The organism is Mesorhizobium sp. B2-4-12, from assembly GCF_006441575.1.
GTDB lineage: Bacteria > Pseudomonadota > Alphaproteobacteria > Rhizobiales > Rhizobiaceae > Mesorhizobium.
In genome coordinates, this window is sequence record NZ_VFVC01000043.1 from 1 (window position 1) to 16,224 (window position 16,224).

At 62.1% G+C, this 16,224-nt stretch carries 13 protein-coding genes and 2 pseudogenes; 10 read left to right on the top strand and 5 right to left on the bottom strand.

What is annotated here, in order from left to right:
* Window positions 1-255 (top strand): annotated as a pseudogene (locus FJ934_RS21970) (glutamine--fructose-6-phosphate aminotransferase); the annotation flags it as partial.
* A gap of 109 nt (window positions 256-364) precedes the next feature.
* Here the strand turns inward: FJ934_RS21970 and FJ934_RS21975 are convergent.
* Window positions 365-632 (bottom strand): annotated as a pseudogene (locus FJ934_RS21975) (GIY-YIG nuclease family protein).
* Window positions 633-930: 298 nt separating this feature from the next.
* On the opposite strand from FJ934_RS21975, the gene FJ934_RS21980 reads away from it, so the two are divergent.
* The gene (locus FJ934_RS21980; RefSeq protein ID WP_140612374.1) at window positions 931-1,683 is read left to right on the top strand and encodes a DUF502 domain-containing protein; all 753 of its coding nucleotides are present in this window, start codon (window positions 931-933) and stop codon (window positions 1,681-1,683) included.
* Here the strand turns inward: FJ934_RS21980 and recG are convergent.
* The gene (recG, locus tag FJ934_RS21985; protein WP_140612376.1) at window positions 1,635-3,743 is read right to left on the bottom strand and encodes an ATP-dependent DNA helicase RecG; all 2,109 of its coding nucleotides are present in this window, start codon (window positions 3,741-3,743) and stop codon (window positions 1,635-1,637) included. The two genes, FJ934_RS21980 and recG, sit on opposite strands and share 49 nt — an antisense overlap.
* Window positions 3,744-3,835: 92 nt before the next feature.
* Between recG and FJ934_RS21990 the strand changes: the two genes are divergently transcribed.
* The 3 genes from FJ934_RS21990 (at window position 3,836) to FJ934_RS22000 (ending at window position 9,281) form a co-directional block, all read left to right on the top strand.
* A complete protein-coding gene (locus tag FJ934_RS21990) occupies window positions 3,836-4,123 on the top strand; it encodes a succinate dehydrogenase assembly factor 2 (RefSeq protein WP_140612378.1) in 288 nt (95 codons plus the stop codon).
* A gap of 72 nt (window positions 4,124-4,195) precedes the next feature.
* Window positions 4,196-7,693, top strand: coding sequence for a transcription-repair coupling factor (gene mfd, locus FJ934_RS21995; RefSeq protein WP_140612380.1), 3,498 nt, complete (start codon window positions 4,196-4,198; stop codon window positions 7,691-7,693).
* A gap of 214 nt (window positions 7,694-7,907) precedes the next feature.
* The gene (locus FJ934_RS22000) at window positions 7,908-9,281 is read left to right on the top strand and encodes a 3-deoxy-7-phosphoheptulonate synthase class II (RefSeq protein WP_140612382.1); all 1,374 of its coding nucleotides are present in this window, start codon (window positions 7,908-7,910) and stop codon (window positions 9,279-9,281) included.
* 111 nt (window positions 9,282-9,392) lie between these two features.
* Here the strand turns inward: FJ934_RS22000 and FJ934_RS22005 are convergent, their stop codons facing one another.
* A complete protein-coding gene (locus FJ934_RS22005; protein WP_140612384.1) occupies window positions 9,393-10,463 on the bottom strand; it encodes a diguanylate cyclase in 1,071 nt (356 codons plus the stop codon).
* Between the two features lie 412 nt (window positions 10,464-10,875).
* Here FJ934_RS22005 and FJ934_RS22010 point away from each other — a divergent pair, with 412 nt between their 5' ends.
* The 3 genes from FJ934_RS22010 (at window position 10,876) to FJ934_RS22020 (ending at window position 12,446) form a co-directional block, all read left to right on the top strand.
* Window positions 10,876-11,292 carry a GFA family protein gene (locus tag FJ934_RS22010; RefSeq protein WP_140612386.1) on the top strand — a complete coding sequence of 139 codons (417 nt, stop codon included), beginning with the start codon at window positions 10,876-10,878 and terminating at the stop codon, window positions 11,290-11,292.
* A gap of 77 nt (window positions 11,293-11,369) precedes the next feature.
* Window positions 11,370-11,729 (top strand): diacylglycerol kinase, encoded by a 360-nt coding sequence (locus FJ934_RS22015; protein WP_140612388.1) that lies wholly within the window; start codon window positions 11,370-11,372, stop codon window positions 11,727-11,729.
* A 129-nt stretch (window positions 11,730-11,858) separates the two neighbouring features.
* The gene (locus FJ934_RS22020) at window positions 11,859-12,446 is read left to right on the top strand and encodes a hemerythrin domain-containing protein (RefSeq protein WP_140612390.1); all 588 of its coding nucleotides are present in this window, start codon (window positions 11,859-11,861) and stop codon (window positions 12,444-12,446) included.
* Window positions 12,447-12,454: 8 nt separating this feature from the next.
* Here the strand turns inward: FJ934_RS22020 and FJ934_RS22025 are convergent, their stop codons facing one another.
* Together FJ934_RS22025 and FJ934_RS22030 are read right to left on the bottom strand one after the other, a co-directional pair.
* Entirely contained in the window at window positions 12,455-13,042 is a 588-nt protein-coding gene (locus tag FJ934_RS22025; RefSeq protein ID WP_140612392.1) for a DedA family protein, read from the bottom strand.
* Entirely contained in the window at window positions 13,039-13,602 is a 564-nt protein-coding gene (locus FJ934_RS22030) for a DUF1003 domain-containing protein (protein WP_140612394.1), read from the bottom strand. Before FJ934_RS22030 ends, FJ934_RS22025 begins: the two co-directional genes overlap by 4 nt.
* Before the next feature lie 87 nt (window positions 13,603-13,689).
* Between FJ934_RS22030 and FJ934_RS22035 the strand changes: the two genes are divergently transcribed.
* Entirely contained in the window at window positions 13,690-14,406 is a 717-nt protein-coding gene (locus tag FJ934_RS22035) for a DNA-3-methyladenine glycosylase I (RefSeq protein ID WP_140612396.1), read from the top strand.
* Between the two features lie 124 nt (window positions 14,407-14,530).
* Window positions 14,531-16,207 carry an NAD+ synthase gene (locus tag FJ934_RS22040; RefSeq protein WP_140612398.1) on the top strand — a complete coding sequence of 559 codons (1,677 nt, stop codon included), beginning with the start codon at window positions 14,531-14,533 and terminating at the stop codon, window positions 16,205-16,207.
* Window positions 16,208-16,224: the final 17 nt, after the last annotated feature.

Below are 16,224 nucleotides of genomic sequence, written 5' to 3' on the forward strand. Positions count from 1 at the left end.
TTCGAAAAGACGGTGTCGAACATGCAGGAGGTGGCGGCGCGCGGCGGCAAGATCATCCTGATCACCGACGCCAGGGGGGCGGCGCAGGCGAGCGTGACCACGATGGAGACGATCGTGCTGCCGGATGTGCCCGAAATCATCTCGCCGATCATCTACGCGCTGCCGATCCAGATGCTGGCCTACTTCACCGCCGTGTTCATGGGCACCGACGTCGACCAGCCACGCAACCTGGCGAAGTCGGTGACGGTGGAATAGGTTTCGTCCTTTCGTCATCCTCGGGCGGAGCAGGCGCGGAGCGACTGCGCAGACCCGAGGATCCATTCCGTGACCTTTGTGGCGGATCTAAACGGTGCAAAACCGAGCGCTACCATCCGATTCCACGGAAAAGCTCGAACCACTCTGAATTGGCCTTTTCGATCAGTTCGATCTTTCATTGGCGGCCAGCATTTCAGCGACTTCTCGCGCTGAATTGCATCGCGAATGTCGAAGTATTCCTCGTACCAGACCAGCCGCTGCACGCCGTAGCGCCCGGTAAAGCGCGAGCCTTCACCGGATTTGTGCTCTGGCATCCGGCGCCCGAGATCGTTTGTGACACCAATGTAGATGGTGCCGCGCTTCCTGCTTGCAGTCATGTAGACATAGCCCGTAACGAGCGAAGGGATAGCGGCCAGACGGCCCGGCGACAATCTTGAGGTTTTGCATTCTTCGGCGCACGTCACGGAATGGATCCTCGGGTCTGCGCAGTCGCTCCGCGACTGCTTCGCCCGTGGATGACGAAGGGAAGGATGTTTCGGCTAATCGAGGATGGAAGCGGCTTCCGCTCGAACCACTCGGGGCTGCGGCATAACAAGCGCTCTTTAAAAACTTCGCAGTTCCAAACCGGCTTCCGGTTCACTAATGTTGCGTTGCAACCCGCGCCTCCGGTGAACCATGTCCGATGCTCCGAAGACCTCCGGCATGACCCGGCTGAGGAACTATTTCCTCACGGGCTTCATCGTCTGCGCGCCCTTGGCGATCACCGCCTATATCGCCTGGTCGTTCATCGGCTGGGTCGATTCCTGGGTAAAACCCTATATTCCGGCACGCTACAGCCCCGATACCTACCTGCCATTCCCGGTGCCCGGGTTCGGGCTGATCGTCGCGCTTATCCTGATCACGCTGATCGGTTTCTTCGCCGCCAACATTGTCGGTCGTGCCATTGTGGGTTTCGGCGAGCGCCTGCTTGGTCGCATGCCGCTGGTGCGCGGCATCTACGGCTCGCTGAAGCAGATTTTCGAGACCGTCCTGTCGAACAAGGGCGACATGTTCCGCCAGGTTGGGCTGGTCGAATATCCGCGCAAGGGCGTCTGGTCGCTGGTGTTTGTTGCCAGCGAAAAGGAGACAGAGATCAATGAGAAGCTTGACCAGGAGGGCGACCCGCTGATCGCCGTGTTCATGCCTTGCACCCCCAATCCGACGACCGGCTTCCTTATGTATGTGCCGAAGTCCGACATCGTGCTGCTGGACATGACGATCGAGGACGGCGCAAAGCTGATCGTGTCGGCTGGACTGGTGGCGCCGGAAGTAAAAACCAAAGTGGTGACGCTGAATGGCGAGCCAATCAACGGAACCGTGGCCAACCCGCCGCTAGGACCTCATCCGGCGCGAAGAAGCCGAACGGCCTCGTCGCGACCGAACAAATAGAGCAGCAGGCGCAGCGCTTCCCCACGGTCGGATTGCAGCTCCGGGTCGCGCGACAGGATCAGCCTTGCGTCGTCGCGAGCGGCCTCGAGCAGATCGGCATGCGCCTCGATGCGCGCCACCTGAAAACCCGGCGTGCCGGACTGGCGGGTGCCCAGCAATTCGCCTTCGCCGCGCAATTTCAGGTCTTCCTCGGCAATCAGGAAACCGTCTTCGGTCTCACGCATCACCGACAGCCGGCGTCTTGCGGTCTCGCCAAGCGGATCCTTGTAGAGCAGCAAGCAGGACGAGGGTTTGTCGCCGCGTCCGACCCGGCCACGCAGCTGGTGCAATTGGGCAAGGCCGAAGCGTTCGGCATGCTCGATGACCATCACGGTGGCGTCCGGCACGTCGACGCCGACCTCAATGACCGTGGTGGCGATCAGGATGCGCGTCTCGCCCTGCTTGAAGGCACGCATCGCCTCGTCCTTCTCGGCACCCTTCATGCGGCCATGGACGAGGCCGATCCGGTCGCCGAACAGCGGTTTCAGCGAGGTGAAACGGTCCTCGGCCGACATCAGCTTGATCTCTTCGGATTCCTCGACCAATGGGCAGATCCAATAAATCTTCTGGCCACCGGCGACGGCGTCGACCATGCGGCCAACCAGTTCATCGAGCCGCTCCAGCGGCAGTGTCACGGTGCGGATCGGTTGGCGGCCGGCAGGTTTCTCCGTTAGCTTCGACACATCCATGTCGCCGAAGGCGGTCAGCACCAGCGTGCGCGGGATGGGAGTTGCCGTCATCACCAGCATGTCGGGCGCATCGCCCTTGGCGGTGATGGCAAGCCGCTGGTGGACGCCGAAGCGGTGCTGCTCGTCGATGACGGCCAGCACCAGACCATGGAAGGCAACGGTCTCCTGGAACAGAGCGTGGGTGCCGACGACGATGTCGATGTCGCCGCTTGCCAGGCCGGTCAGCGTGTCGATGCGCTCGCGGCCTTTCTCTCGGCCGGTCAGGATGGCGATGCGCAGCCCGACCCTGGCGGCAAGCGGCGCGATCGTCGCTAGATGCTGGCGCGCCAGGATTTCTGTCGGCGCCATCAGTGCCGCCTGGCCGCCGGCCTCGACGGCGCGCGCCATGGCCAGTAGTGCGACAACCGTCTTGCCGGAGCCGACATCGCCCTGCAGCAGCCGCAGCATGCGTTCGGGGTCGGCAAGGTCGGCATTGATCTCGGCGAGCGCGAATTCCTGGCTTGATGTCAGCGAATAGGGAAGGGCGGCGCGCAGTTTCTCAACGATGCTGCCGTCACCCACCAAAGGACGGCCGGACAGCCGGCGGACCTTTGCCCGGACTAGCGCCAGCGAGACCTGGCCTGCCAGAAATTCGTCATAGGCGAGGCGTCGCCAGGCGGCGCCGTCAACCGAGACATCGATCGGGTCCGCTGGATTGTGAATACGGGAAAGCGCGTCGGCAAAGGCGGGAAAGGTGTGCCGGCGCATGAAAGCGCCATCCTGCCACTCTGGCAAATCGGGCACGCGCGCCAGCGCCTGGCCGATCGCGCGGCGCAGCACCTTGCCCGAGAGGCCGGCGGTGAGCGGATAGACCGGTTCGACGAGCGGCAGGTTTTCCGCTTCGCTGGCCAGCGCGATATGGTCGGGGTGGACCATGGTCGGGCGGCCGTTGAACCATTCCATGCGGCCGGAGACCACGACATGCTCGCCCACGGGCATTGCTTTTTCGAGATAGGCAGCGTGGGCATGGAAAAAGGTCAGGCCGATTTCGCCGGTATCGTCATGCGCGAAGACCCGGTAGGGTACCGACCTGTTGCCGCGCGGTGGCGGCTGGTGGCGATCGATGCGCACCTCGAGCGTGACGATCGCGCCTTCGGCGGCAAGCGCAATGCCGGGCCGGTTGCGGCGGTCGATGACGGTGTGCGGCAGCACGAACAGAAGATCGCCGGCGCGCGCGGCGCGATCGCCGAGATCGGCGGCTACCACCTTTTCGATCAGCGCGCCGACCTTCGGCCCGACGCCGGCAAGCGAAGTGATCGGGACAAACAGCGGATCGAGGATGGATGGGCGCATGATGTCAGCTTATGTCGCGACGGCCGCAGCGCAAGGCTGACAGCACCTTCTATCCACGCTATATGCGCCGCAGCAAGCGAGGATGCGGCACAATGACCGGAACGAAACGATCAAGCGAGGGGCTGGATGCCCGCCGCCGCAAACTCCTGTTCCGCTCCTGGCATCGCGGCCTGCGCGAGATGGACCTGATCCTCGGCACGTTCGCCGACGCCGAGATCGGTTCCTTGACCGGCGAGGAAATCGACCAATATGAGAGGCTCCTCGACATTCCCGACGCCGAATTCCTGCCGCTGGTCACCGGCGAGCGCCCCGTTCCGGCGGATATCGATTGTGCTGTCCTGCAAAAAATCCTGGCGTCCCGCCGGACCATGACTTTCTGAACACAAGCAATTCCAGGAAAAGTGCGAAGCGGTTTTCCGTCCGGAATTGCGACAACCAAGACCGTGATTTTGATGAGCCTCATTCCAACCATTGGCCTGCCGAAGGGCCGCGCCGGCCAGTTCATCGTCGATGGCGTCGCCGACGGCTATGAAGCCTTTGCCCTGGTGCAGACAGCCCTCGAAATCGCACCCGACAAGCCGGTGCTGTTCGTGGCGCGGGACGGCCAGCGCCTGCCGGCGATCATCGAAGCGCTGTCCTTCGCCGCACCCCGCCTGCCGGTACTGGAGCTGCCGGCGTGGGATTGCCTGCCCTATGACCGGGTGTCGCCGGGTTCGGATGCCGCCGCCAAACGGCTCGACGCGCTGACAGCCATGATCGCGTTGGCGAAGAAGCCGCATCGTGCCGTCATCCTCACCACCGCCAATGCCTTGCTGCAGCGCGTCCCGCCGGCCGATCTCGTCGAGGCGCAGACCTTCCATGCCAGGCCGGGCAACCAGATCGACATGAACGTGCTGATCGCCCGACTGGAAACGTCAGGTTTCGAACGCGTGCCGACGGTGCGCGGCATCGGCGAATTCGCGGTGCGCGGCGGCATTCTCGACCTGTTCGCCCCCGGCTGGACCGAAGCGCTGAGGCTCGATTTCTTCGGCGACACGCTGGAATCGATTCGCGTCTTCGATGCCGCCACCCAGCGCACAACCGGCCAGCGCAAGTCGATGGCGCTGCAGGCGATGAGCGAAGTGGCGCTGACGCCCAAAACCATCAGCCGCTTCCGCCGCGCCTACATCGAAGCATTTGGCGCGCCGTCGCGTGACGACGGCCTCTACGCCGCGGTCAGCGAAGGCCGGCGCTTCGCCGGCATGGAGCATTGGCTGCCGTTCTTCTATGAGCGGCTGGAGACGGTATTCGATTATCTGCCGGACACACCCGTAGTTTTCGACCATCTCGCTCATGAGGCGCTTGCCGAACGCCACACGCTGATCCTCGACCATTACGAGGCGCGCAGGAAGCAGGCCGACAGCGCGCTAAAGGATGCCGTGCCTTACAAGCCGGTGGCGCCGGATCTGCTTTACCTCTCGCCGGAAAACCTGATCGCCTCGCTAGGACCGCGCGAAGCGATCGATTTCACGCCCTTCGACGCGCCCGATGCCGGCGCCAAGAAAGTCTATCACGCCGGCTCACGCCATGGCCGCAGCTTCGTCGAGGAACGCGCCGATCCGAACGTCAATGTCTTCGATGTTGTCGTCAGGCATATCGCCGACGAACGCGCGGCGCGCCGCCGTGTCGTCATCGCCGGCTGGACCGAAGGTTCGCTCGACCGGCTTGGGCAAATCCTGGCCGAGCATCATCTCGGCAATCTCAAACAGGTCGACACGCTGGCGGAGGCCGAACAGCTTGAGCCGGGGCAGGCGGCATTGGCCGTTCTGCCATTGGAATCCGGCTTCGAGACCGGAAAGCTGGTCGTCGTCGCCGAACAGGACATTCTCGGCGACCGGCTGATCCGGCGCTCGAAGCGCAAGAAGCGCGCGTCCGACTTCATTGCCGAAGCTTCGGCTCTATCGGCCGGCGATATCGTCGTCCATGCCGACCATGGCATTGGCCGTTTCATCGGCCTGCGCACCATCGAGGCGGTCGGCGCGCCGCACGACTGTCTCGAGATCCATTATGCCGGCGACGACCGGCTGTTCCTGCCGGTGGAAAATATCGAGCTTCTGTCGCGCTACGGTTCGGATTCGGCCGAAGCGACGCTCGACAAGCTCGGCGGCGGTGCCTGGCAGTCGCGCAAGGCAAAGCTGAAGCGGCGCCTGCTCGACATGGCCGGACAGCTGATCCGCATCGCCGCGGAGCGGCAGATGCGCGCCGCACCGCCGCTGGTGCCGGCCGAAGGCCTCTATGATGAATTCGCCGCCCGGTTCCCCTACGAGGAGACCGACGACCAGCAGACAGCGATCGATTCGGTGCGGGACGACCTCGGCGCCGGCAAGCCGATGGACCGGCTGATCTGCGGCGATGTCGGCTTCGGCAAGACCGAAGTGGCGCTTCGTGCCGCCTTCATCGCGGCGATGGAAGGATTTCAGGTCGCCGTCGTGGTGCCGACGACGCTGTTGTCGCGCCAGCATTTCAAGACGTTCTCCCAGCGTTTCTCAGGGCTTCCCATCCGCGTCGCCCAGGCCTCCCGGCTGGTCGGCGCCAAGGAGCTCGCGGAAACGAAGAAGGCTTTGGCCGAAGGTCAGGTCGACATCGTCGTCGGCACCCATGCGCTGCTCGGATCCTCGATCTCGTTCAAGAATCTCGGCTTGCTGATCATCGACGAGGAGCAGCATTTTGGCGTCAAGCACAAGGAACGGCTGAAGGACCTGAAGACCGATGTGCATGTGCTGACGCTGTCGGCGACGCCGATCCCGCGCACGCTGCAACTGGCGCTGACGGGCGTGCGTGAACTGTCGCTGATCGCCACGCCGCCGGTCGACCGCATGGCGGTGCGCACCTTCATCTCGCCGTTCGATCCGCTGGTCATCCGCGAAACGCTGCTTCGCGAGCGCTATCGCGGCGGGCATTCCTTCTATGTGGTTCCGCGCATCAGCGATCTCTCGGAAATTCATGATTTCTTGAAAGAATCCGTCCCCGAACTGAAGGTGGCGGTGGCTCATGGCCAGATGCCGCCTGGTGAACTCGACGACATCATGAACGCCTTCTATGACGGCCAGTACGATGTGCTTCTGTCGACGACCATCGTCGAATCCGGCCTCGACATCCCGACCGCCAACACGCTGATCATCCACCGCGCGGACATGTTCGGCCTGTCGCAGCTCTACCAGCTGCGCGGCCGTGTCGGCCGCTCGAAGGTGCGCGCCTACGCGCTCTTCACGCTGCCGGCCAACCGCAAGCTCACCGACACGGCCGAGCGCAGGCTGAAGGTGCTGCAATCGCTCGACACGCTGGGCGCCGGCTTCCAGCTTGCCAGCCATGATCTCGATATCCGTGGCGCGGGCAATCTTCTGGGCGAAGAGCAGTCCGGCCACATCAAGGAGGTCGGTTTCGAGCTCTACCAGCAGATGCTGGAGGAGGCCGTCGCCGAGGTGAAGGATTCCGGCGAGGTTCAGGATGGCGGCTGGTCGCCGCAGATCGCCGTCGGCACGGCGGTGATGATCCCGGAAAGCTATGTGCCCGACCTGCAACTCAGGCTGGCGCTCTACCGCCGTCTCGGCGATCTCGAAAGCACCGAGGAGATCGATGGCTTCGGCGCCGAGCTGATCGACCGTTTCGGCCCGCTGCCGGAGGAGGTGAAGCATCTCTTGAAGATCGTCTTCATCAAGGCGCTCTGCCGCAAGGCCAATGTCGAGAAGCTCGATGCCGGGCCGAAGGGCGTCGTCATCCATTTCCGCAAGCGCGAATTCCCCAATCCGGTCGGGCTGGTCAAATTCATCGGCGAGCAGGGCTCGCTGGCCAAGATCAGGCCAGACCACAGTGTCGTCTTCGTGCGCGACTGGCCGAATGCCGAAAAACGCCTGGCGGGATCCGCGGTTGTGATGACGCAATTGGCGAAGTTGGCGGAGAAGGCGGCCTGATCTGAGGTTTCAGGCCGTCTTGCGTGCGGCAACCCATTCGCCAGCGCTGAAATTCCGGTCTAGAATAGGAAATCGGCTTCGTGTATGGAGCCGCCACCCCATATCGGGGCAGATAGTGTGGGCGAGGTCGCCCATTCGTTGGTTTGACGCAATTCCGGACGGAAAACCGTTTCATACTTTCCTGGAATTGCTCGGAAAGAGCGTTGGTGCAGCGATGACGAAATGGTCGCCGAATTCTTGGAGAGCAAAACCGATCAAGCAGGTTCCCGCCTATCCGGATCTTGCAGCTCTGAAGAACACGGAAGCCCAGCTCGCCACCTTTCCGCCGCTGGTCTTTGCCGGTGAGGCACGCAAGTTGAAGAAGCAGTTGGCGGCGGTCGCCGCCGGTGAAGCCTTCCTGCTTCAGGGCGGTGACTGCGCCGAGAGTTTCGCCGAGCATGGCGCTGACAACATCCGCGATTTCTTCCGGGTCTTCCTGCAGATGTCGGTCGTGCTGACCTTCGCCGGCGCGCAGCCGGTGGTGAAGGTGGGCCGCGTTGCCGGCCAGTTCGCCAAGCCTCGCTCCTCCGACAACGAGACCAAGGGCGATGTGACGCTGCCGAGCTATCGCGGCGACATCATCAACGGCATCGAGTTCGACGCCAAGTCGCGTATTCCCGATCCCGCCCGCCAGGAAATGGCGTACCGCCAGTCGGCGGCGACGCTCAACCTTTTGCGCGCCTTCGCGCAGGGCGGCTATGCCAGCCTGGAGAACGTGCATCGCTGGATGCTCGGCTTCGTGTCAGACAGCCCGCAGGGCGAAAAATACGAGTCGCTGGCCAACCGCATCACCGAGACGATGGACTTCATGAAGGCCGTCGGTATCACCTCGGAAACCAACTACGCGCTGCGCGAGACCGATTTCTACACCAGCCACGAGGCGCTGCTGCTCGGCTACGAGGAAGCGCTGACCCGCGTCGATTCTACCTCGGGCGACTGGTACGCCACCTCTGGCCACATGATCTGGATCGGCGATCGCACACGCCAGCCCGACCACGCGCATGTCGAATATTGCCGTGGCATCAAGAATCCGCTCGGCTTGAAATGCGGCCCCTCGCTGACGCCTGACGGCTTGCTGGAACTGATCGACCTGCTCAATCCCGAGAACGAGCCCGGCCGGCTGACGCTGATCGCTCGCTTCGGTTCGGACAAGGTCGCCGATCATCTGCCGAAGCTGGTGCGCGCGGTGCAGAAGGAAGGCCGCAGCGTGGTCTGGTCATCCGACCCGATGCATGGCAACACGATCGAGGCCGCGGGCTACAAGACGCGGCCGTTCGACCGTATCCTGAAGGAAGTGCAGACCTTCTTCGAGGTGCATCGCGCCGAAGGCACGCATCCCGGCGGCATCCACGTCGAGATGACCGGCAAGAACGTCACCGAATGCACGGGCGGCGCGCGCGCCATCACGGCCGAGGAATTGCAGGACCGCTACCACACGCATTGCGATCCGCGCCTCAATGCCGACCAGGCGATCGAACTGGCCTTCCTGGTGTCGGATCTGCTGAAGAAGAGCCATCCGGTCCAGCAGAAGCACGCCGTCAACGGCTGATTCGGCCAAATGGGCCGATAAACAAAGGCGCCTGGGAAACCGGCGCCTTTGCTTTTTCAGCTCATGGCTGGTGCCTCCGCCGATGCCGGCGCGATCGACGAACAGGAGGCATCAGTCCTTCTTGTAGAGAAGCCAGCTCTTGCCGGAGCGGCCGGCCATCGTCGAATGCCTGGTGACGCGGTTGCGGCCGCTGACCTTGGAGCGGTACAGCGCTCGGTCGGCCTTGGTGTAAAGGTCCTCGGGACCGTCGGCCTCGGATGCCATGCAGATGCCCATCGAGACCGTCACGGTACCGTATTTCATGCCGGTCTGGCTGCTGGTGAATGGCGTCTGTTCGATCAGCGCGCGAATGCGCTCCGCGATCTCGTAGGTGGCGTCCTCGCTGGCACCCTCGATGATCAGCGCGAACTCCTCGCCGCCGGTGCGCGCGACGAACATATCGCCGCGAATGCTGGTCTGGAAAATCTCGGCGATGATCTGGATGATCTTGTCGCCGACCGGATGGCCATACCGGTCATTGATGTCCTTGAACCGATCGATGTCGGCAAGGATCAAGGCATTGAACAGGATGCCCTTGTTGCTGTTGTAGATTCGGGTGATTTCCCTGTCGAAGGCGCGACGGTTCCAGATCTGGGTCAGCGGATCGGTGTTGGCCAGCCGCTTGTATTCCTCGAGCTTCGACTTGACGCTCTCGAGCTCCGCCGTCTTGTCATTGAGCGTCGAGGCGACCTGTCGGCCGTGGTCGATCGTCGAATTGGTAGCGATCGACATGGCGTTGGCGATTTTTTGCAGAAGATCCTGGGAGAGCAGGCTGCGGCTGTTCAGGCCGTTCGATGTCTCATCGAGAATCCTGCCGTATTTCTCGATGTGGCTGCGCTCGCTGCGCAACAGCGATGCGACTTCCTCGAGTTCCCTGGCGATGACGTCCCGCGCATGCTCCACGATGCCTGGGCCATGGTTCTGGGCAAAGAAAGAACGGCCGATCTTGTCCAACTCGTCCTGTGTGGGCCGGCTGTTCAGCGAAAGCACCGCAAGGCTGAGCTCGCGATTGGTGCCACTCAGTGCTTCATAGAAGATCTCGTAATTGCGCGGCAGGCCGAGCACGCCCAACTGGCGCATCGTCGCGACAACAGCGGATGCGATGTCAGTGTTCTGTTCGGTTGGTGCTGCTGCCGGCTGCATGTATGATACACTCTTCCCTTGGATTCCGACGCAGAATATGCGGGTCCACTGATCGCCGAACTGGGGAGTGGCCTGCCGACATTCCAGAACATCTTGCGAAGATACGCGTCCCCACCCACGACCTTTGCTTAAGAGACCATAATTGCGTCAGCGCTAAAGTTTCCTTAATTCGCATGACTTCCACGGGTTTTTCTCTACCTGTGGCTGTAGAGACATGAATTTCCGCACCACCAATCGGGAGACAACACGCAGTTTGGCGGCTTTGAATTCGAAACCTCGCGGCGCGCTGCTGAAAATGAAATTGAATTTCGAAATCGTCACGCCAGTCGGAGTCGTATTTGCTTGCGCGTAACCAACGCAAAGCTGGAATCCTGATGACGATGATGGACGAGGTTCTTCAAGGAGTGCCGAAATGAGTGACAGTCACCAGGGATCGTGCCTGTGCAAAGCGGTCCGCTTCGGGACGCGCGGCGCGCTGCGGGGCGTCGTCTACTGTCATTGTTCGCAGTGCCGTAAACAAAGCGGGCACTTCTATGCCGCGACCAATGTCGCCGACGCCGACATCGTGATCGAAGGCGCGGAAAACATCACCTGGTACGAGGCGTCCGACTTCGCCAGGCGCGGCTTCTGCAAAGTATGCGGGTCAGTGCTTTTCTGGAAACCGAGGGATCGAGACTACATTTCGGTCCTGGCGGGATCGTTCGACAAGCCGACAGATCTCAAGGGCGAATACCATATCTTCGTCGGCGACAAGGGCGACTATTATTCGATCCACGACGGGCTGCCGCAGTTTGAAAAGTCGACGCCGTCGATACTGGTCGCTGAATGAATTTTGGACAAGACGCCTTATTCCATTGACCGGGCCGTTGCTTTATCCCGTGCCGGTGGTTCGCAAAGGGGTCTAGCATGCAGCGGCTGATCGATGCTTTTATCAATTCGGTGCGGGCATTTCGCAAGCTCGCCGTTAGCGAGAAGGCTTTCCAGCAGGAACTGATGCTGCTGGTGCTGGCTTTGCCCGCGGGCTGGTTCATTTCGGTGTCGTGGCGCAGCTACGCGCTGCTGATCGGCGCAGTGCTGCTCCTGATCATGGTCGAGGTGCTGAACACCGGCATCGAGGCGGCCTGTGACGCAATTTCTCGTGAATTCCACATCGACATCCAGCTCGCCAAGGATTGCGGCTCGCTGGCGGTGCTGATTTCGGTAGTGATTGCTGGTGGCGTCTGGGGCATCGCTCTCATCGAGCGCGTAACCGGGGTTCCGATCTGAGACTCTGATCCCTACATGATGGTCACCAGAGCCTGATCCCGATGAAATCGGGACGCTCTGGTTTATGTTGGCCATGATCTTTTCCGAAGACCGATTTTACGTTTCGGGATCATGGCTAAGGAAACCGTCATGTCCGAATTTACAAAATCCCTGCTTCTCGAACGCAAAGGCTTGCCGGATGACCTGCGCTGGCTGACCGAGAAATATCCACGCGAAACCTGGCGGGGCCATGCCAACGTTCACGGCATCGCCAATATGTGGCTGCAGCGGCACGACATGTTCCGCGAGCTCGGCGGCATGCTCACCAACGGCATTGGCGACTATCGCGAAGGCAGGCTGGCGGCACCCGATTTCGCGCGCTGGTTCGCACCGCGTCTCAATCATTTTCTTGGAAATCTCGATGGTCATCACAATGTCGAGGACCATCATTATTTTCCGGTCTTTGCCAAGGCGGAGGCGCGGCTCAAGCGCGGCTTTGAAATCCTCGACGCCGACCACCACACGATCCATGAAGGACTGGAACGTAACGCCGAGGCGGCGAATGCCTTTATCCGCACGCTTCAGGAAGGCGAGGACAAGCAGCGCTTCGCTGCCGATGCCTATGCCGACGAGAACAGCCGGCTGATCGCGATGCTGACCCGGCATCTCGCCGACGAGGAGGATCTGATCATCCCGCTGATCCTCGACCGGGGCGATCGGGCGCTGGATATAGACTGACGATCAGCTCAGCTTTCCCTGGCGCGCTCCTTGCTGGCGACATGGCGCGCCACAAGCCAGGCAATGATGGCCACCGCCAGACCGATCCCCAGACCGATCAACAGCCGCTCGTGGCGGGCCAATGCCTTGCCGATAAGCTGCTCGGCTCCCAGCCCGAAGACGTAGCCGATCGTGCCGAACAGGATTGCCCAAACCGTCGACGAGACGGCGTTGAGGACGACGAAACGCAGCATCGAGATGCGCGACAGTCCGGCCGCTATGCCGCCGACGAGGCGCATGCCGTAGACGTAACGGTTCGACAGTACGAAGATGTTGGGATGGGTGTTGAGCAGATGGTAGGCGCGGCGGAAACCGGGGCGCCGGCGCAATCTCACGACATAGCGATGATCGGCAAAGCTTCGCCCAAGGATGAAGAAGCCCGTATCGCCGGCGAAGGCGCCGAGTGCTGCCGCGACGAAGGCATGCCACAGCACGAAGATATGCTGGTGGGCGAAGAAGCCGCCGAGGATGGCCGCACTTTCTCCTTCGGCAACGCAGCCGAGAAAGACCGCAAGCAGCCCGTATTGTTCGATGAAATGATGGATCGGGTCGGTCATGAAGCCGACTGCTGCTGCGACAGCCTTTCATCGATCCGTTGTACCTGTTCGGCCAGCCGCACGATCTCGTCGCGCATGCCGAGGATCTGGCTGTGGCGCAGTTCGTCGAGCTTTTCATGCAGCGCCATGATTTCGATCTCTGCCTTCAGATTGACCTCGTAGTCATGGGCGGCATCGATGCGGTCGCGCTCGGTCTGCCGGTTCTGCGCCATCATGATCACCGGCGCCTGAATGGCGGCAAGCATCGACAGGATGAGGTTGAGGAAGATGAACGGGTAGGGGTCGAAGGCATCGCGTGACAGAAGCCAGACATTGCCAGCGGTCCAAAGGACCAGGAAAGCCAGAAAGGCGAGGATGAAGGACCAGGAACCGCCGATGCGGGCGATGGTGTCGGCAAGCCGGTCGCCAAAGGTCTGGTGGAAGGCGACAGCCTTGTTGGTGTCTCTGGTGATGGTGGTGCGCTCGAACGTTGACTGCAGCACACGGCTCTCCAACTGGGTGAGGCCGTCCGGCCGTCGCTTGAACCAACGATTCGCCAGTTCATCGATCGTCTTGTACATGGGTGTCTCCAGGTCTGGGCTGGCGATAGAGGTAGAGGCTGCCGGCTCCCACGGGAAGTGCTACATTGCGGCGGACAGCGAGGACCGATGGCCGATTTTCAGAAAATTCGCCTGCGCGCGGCAAAACGCAAGGGCGGCGAAGCGGAGCTTTCGACGCTGCTGGGCCCGGTACCCGACAACACCGCCGTCGCCGCGATCGCGGACGACCGCATTCTCTCGACCATGGCCGAGCGGATTTTCGCCGCCGGTTTCGTCTGGCGCGTCATCGAGCAGAAATGGCCAGGCTTCGAGGAGGCGTTTCTGCGTTTCGAGCCGAAGCGGCTGTTGTTCCAGCCTGACGATTTCTGGCACGATCTGGCTTCCGATCAGCGCATCGTGCGCAATCCGCAGAAGATCAGGTCCGTTCGCGACAATGCCGCCTTCGTCGAGCGTGTGTCCAAAGAGCATGGCGGCTTCGGTCATTTCCTTGCTGAATGGCCGGCCGACGACCAGGTCGGACTGATGGCCTATCTCGGCAAGCATGGCAGCCGGCTCGGCGGCAACACCGGCCAGTATTTCCTGCGCTGGCTGGGCTGGGATGCCTTCGTCATTTCGACCGATATGGCGGCGGCACTTCGCGACGCCGGGCTCGACATCGCCGAAAGCCCGACCTCGAAAAAGGATCTCGACAAAGTCCAGGCGCAGATCAACCGGTGGGCTGCCGAGACAGGTTTGCCGCGGCGGCACATTTCGCGCATCCTGGCGATGTCGATCGGCGACAACCATTCTCCGCAAGCGCTGCGCGAGTATATGGGCGAGGACTGATCATCGGTCTGGACACTGTTCACCCAGGTCATTCGGCCTGACACGACTGACGTATGTCACTTGGTCCGAGTGGTCCAAGCGAACGCCATTGCGAGGCGGATTTTGCCGCGCTAAGTCAGCAGGCATGACCAAGAAGCCTGACATCCTGCGCATCGCAATCGCTCAGCTCAACCCGACTGTCGGCGATGTCGCCGGCAACCTCGCCAAAGCCCGCGAGGCGAGGGCGGATGCCGCCCGCCAGGGGGCCGATCTCGTGCTCTATACGGAGCTTTTCCTCGCCGGCTATCCGCCGGAGGATCTGGTGCTGAAGCCGGCCTTCCTGAAAGCCTGCGAGCGGGCGGCGCAAGACTTCGCCGCCGACACCGCCGATGGCGGCCCCGGTGTCATCATCGGCACGCCGCTGAAGCGCAAGAGCGGCACGCACAATTCGATCGTCTTCGCCGACGGCGGCAAGATCATCGCCGAACGCTACAAGCTCGATCTTCCCAACTACGGCGAATTCGACGAGAAGCGCGTCTTCCAGGCCGGGCCCGAGATCCAGGGGCCGGTCAATTTCCGCGGCGTGCGCATCGGGATTCCGATCTGCGAGGACATCTGGGGCGAGATCGGCATCTGCGAGACGCTTGCCGAAAGCGGGGCGGAAATCCTGCTGGTGCCGAACGGCTCGCCCTATTACCGCGCCAAGATCGATGTCCGCCAACAGGTCGTCATCAAGCAGGTCATCGAGTGCGGCCTGCCGATCATCTATGCCAACCAGCTCGGCGGCCAGGACGAGCTGATCTTCGACGGCGCGTCGTTTGCTATCGGCGCCGACAGACGGCTTGCCTTCCAGATGAGCCAGTTCGAGGAAGCGGTCGACGTCACCACCTGGAAAAGACAGGACGATCATTGGGCCTGCTCTGAGGGGCCGATGTCGAAAATCCCCGAGCGGGAGGAAGCCGACTACCGGGCCTGCATGCTGGGTCTGCGCGACTATGTCAACAAGAACGGCTTCAAGAATGTCGTGCTCGGCCTGTCGGGCGGCATCGATTCGGCGATCTGCGCGGCCCTTGCCGTCGACGCACTTGGCGAGGAACGGCTGCGCGCGGTGATGATGCCTTACCGCTACACGTCGAAGGATTCGCTGAAGGACGCCGAGGACTGCGCCCGCGCGCTCGGCTGCCGCTATGACATCGTGCCGATCTTCGAGCCGGTCGAAGGCTTCATGCATGCGCTGACGCAGCTTTTCGAGGGCACCAAGGAAGGCATCACCGAAGAGAACCTGCAGAGCCGTGCGCGCGGCACCATCCTGATGGCGATCTCCAACAAGTTCGGCTCGATGGTCGTCACCACGGGCAACAAGAGCGAGATGTCCGTCGGCTACGCCACTCTCTATGGCGACATGAACGGCGGCTTCAACCCGATCAAGGACCTCTACAAGATGCAGGTCTACGCGCTGTCGCGCTGGCGCAACAGCCATGTGCCGCCGGGCGCGCTCGGGCCTTCCGGCGAGGTCATCCCCAAGAACATCATCGACAAGGCGCCGTCGGCGGAATTGCGCGAGAACCAGACCGACCAGGATTCGCTGCCGCCCTATCCGGTGTTGGACGACATCCTGGAATGCCTGATCGAGAACGAGATGGGCGTCGATGACATCGTGGCGCGCGGCCACGACCGGGCGACGGTGACGCGTATAGAGCATCTGCTCTACATCGCGGAATACAAACGCCGGCAGGCGGCACCGGGCGTGAAGATCACCAGGAAGAATTTCGGCCGCGACCGCCGCTATCCCATCACCAACCGTTTCAGGGATCGCGGATAGGCGCGTTTCGCCTGCTG

What these genes read in the sequence shown, in the direction of transcription:
- FJ934_RS22020 (WP_140612390.1), top strand. Translation starts at nt 11,859, where the DNA reads ATGTCCGAATTTACAAAATCCCTGCTTCTCGAACGCAAAGGCTTGCCG.
- FJ934_RS22005 (WP_140612384.1), bottom strand. Translation starts at nt 10,463, where the DNA reads ATGCAGCCGGCAGCAGCACCAACCGAACAGAACACTGACATCGCATCC.
- FJ934_RS22035 (WP_140612396.1), top strand. Translation starts at nt 13,690, where the DNA reads ATGGCCGATTTTCAGAAAATTCGCCTGCGCGCGGCAAAACGCAAGGGC.
- FJ934_RS22015 (WP_140612388.1), top strand. Translation starts at nt 11,370, where the DNA reads ATGCAGCGGCTGATCGATGCTTTTATCAATTCGGTGCGGGCATTTCGC.
- mfd (WP_140612380.1), top strand. Translation starts at nt 4,196, where the DNA reads ATGAGCCTCATTCCAACCATTGGCCTGCCGAAGGGCCGCGCCGGCCAG.
- FJ934_RS21990 (WP_140612378.1), top strand. Translation starts at nt 3,836, where the DNA reads ATGACCGGAACGAAACGATCAAGCGAGGGGCTGGATGCCCGCCGCCGC.
- FJ934_RS22030 (WP_140612394.1), bottom strand. Translation starts at nt 13,602, where the DNA reads ATGTACAAGACGATCGATGAACTGGCGAATCGTTGGTTCAAGCGACGG.
- FJ934_RS22010 (WP_140612386.1), top strand. Translation starts at nt 10,876, where the DNA reads ATGAGTGACAGTCACCAGGGATCGTGCCTGTGCAAAGCGGTCCGCTTC.
- recG (WP_140612376.1), bottom strand. Translation starts at nt 3,743, where the DNA reads ATGCGCCCATCCATCCTCGATCCGCTGTTTGTCCCGATCACTTCGCTT.
- FJ934_RS22025 (WP_140612392.1), bottom strand. Translation starts at nt 13,042, where the DNA reads ATGACCGACCCGATCCATCATTTCATCGAACAATACGGGCTGCTTGCG.
- FJ934_RS22000 (WP_140612382.1), top strand. Translation starts at nt 7,908, where the DNA reads ATGACGAAATGGTCGCCGAATTCTTGGAGAGCAAAACCGATCAAGCAG.
- FJ934_RS22040 (WP_140612398.1), top strand. Translation starts at nt 14,531, where the DNA reads ATGACCAAGAAGCCTGACATCCTGCGCATCGCAATCGCTCAGCTCAAC.
- FJ934_RS21980 (WP_140612374.1), top strand. Translation starts at nt 931, where the DNA reads ATGTCCGATGCTCCGAAGACCTCCGGCATGACCCGGCTGAGGAACTAT.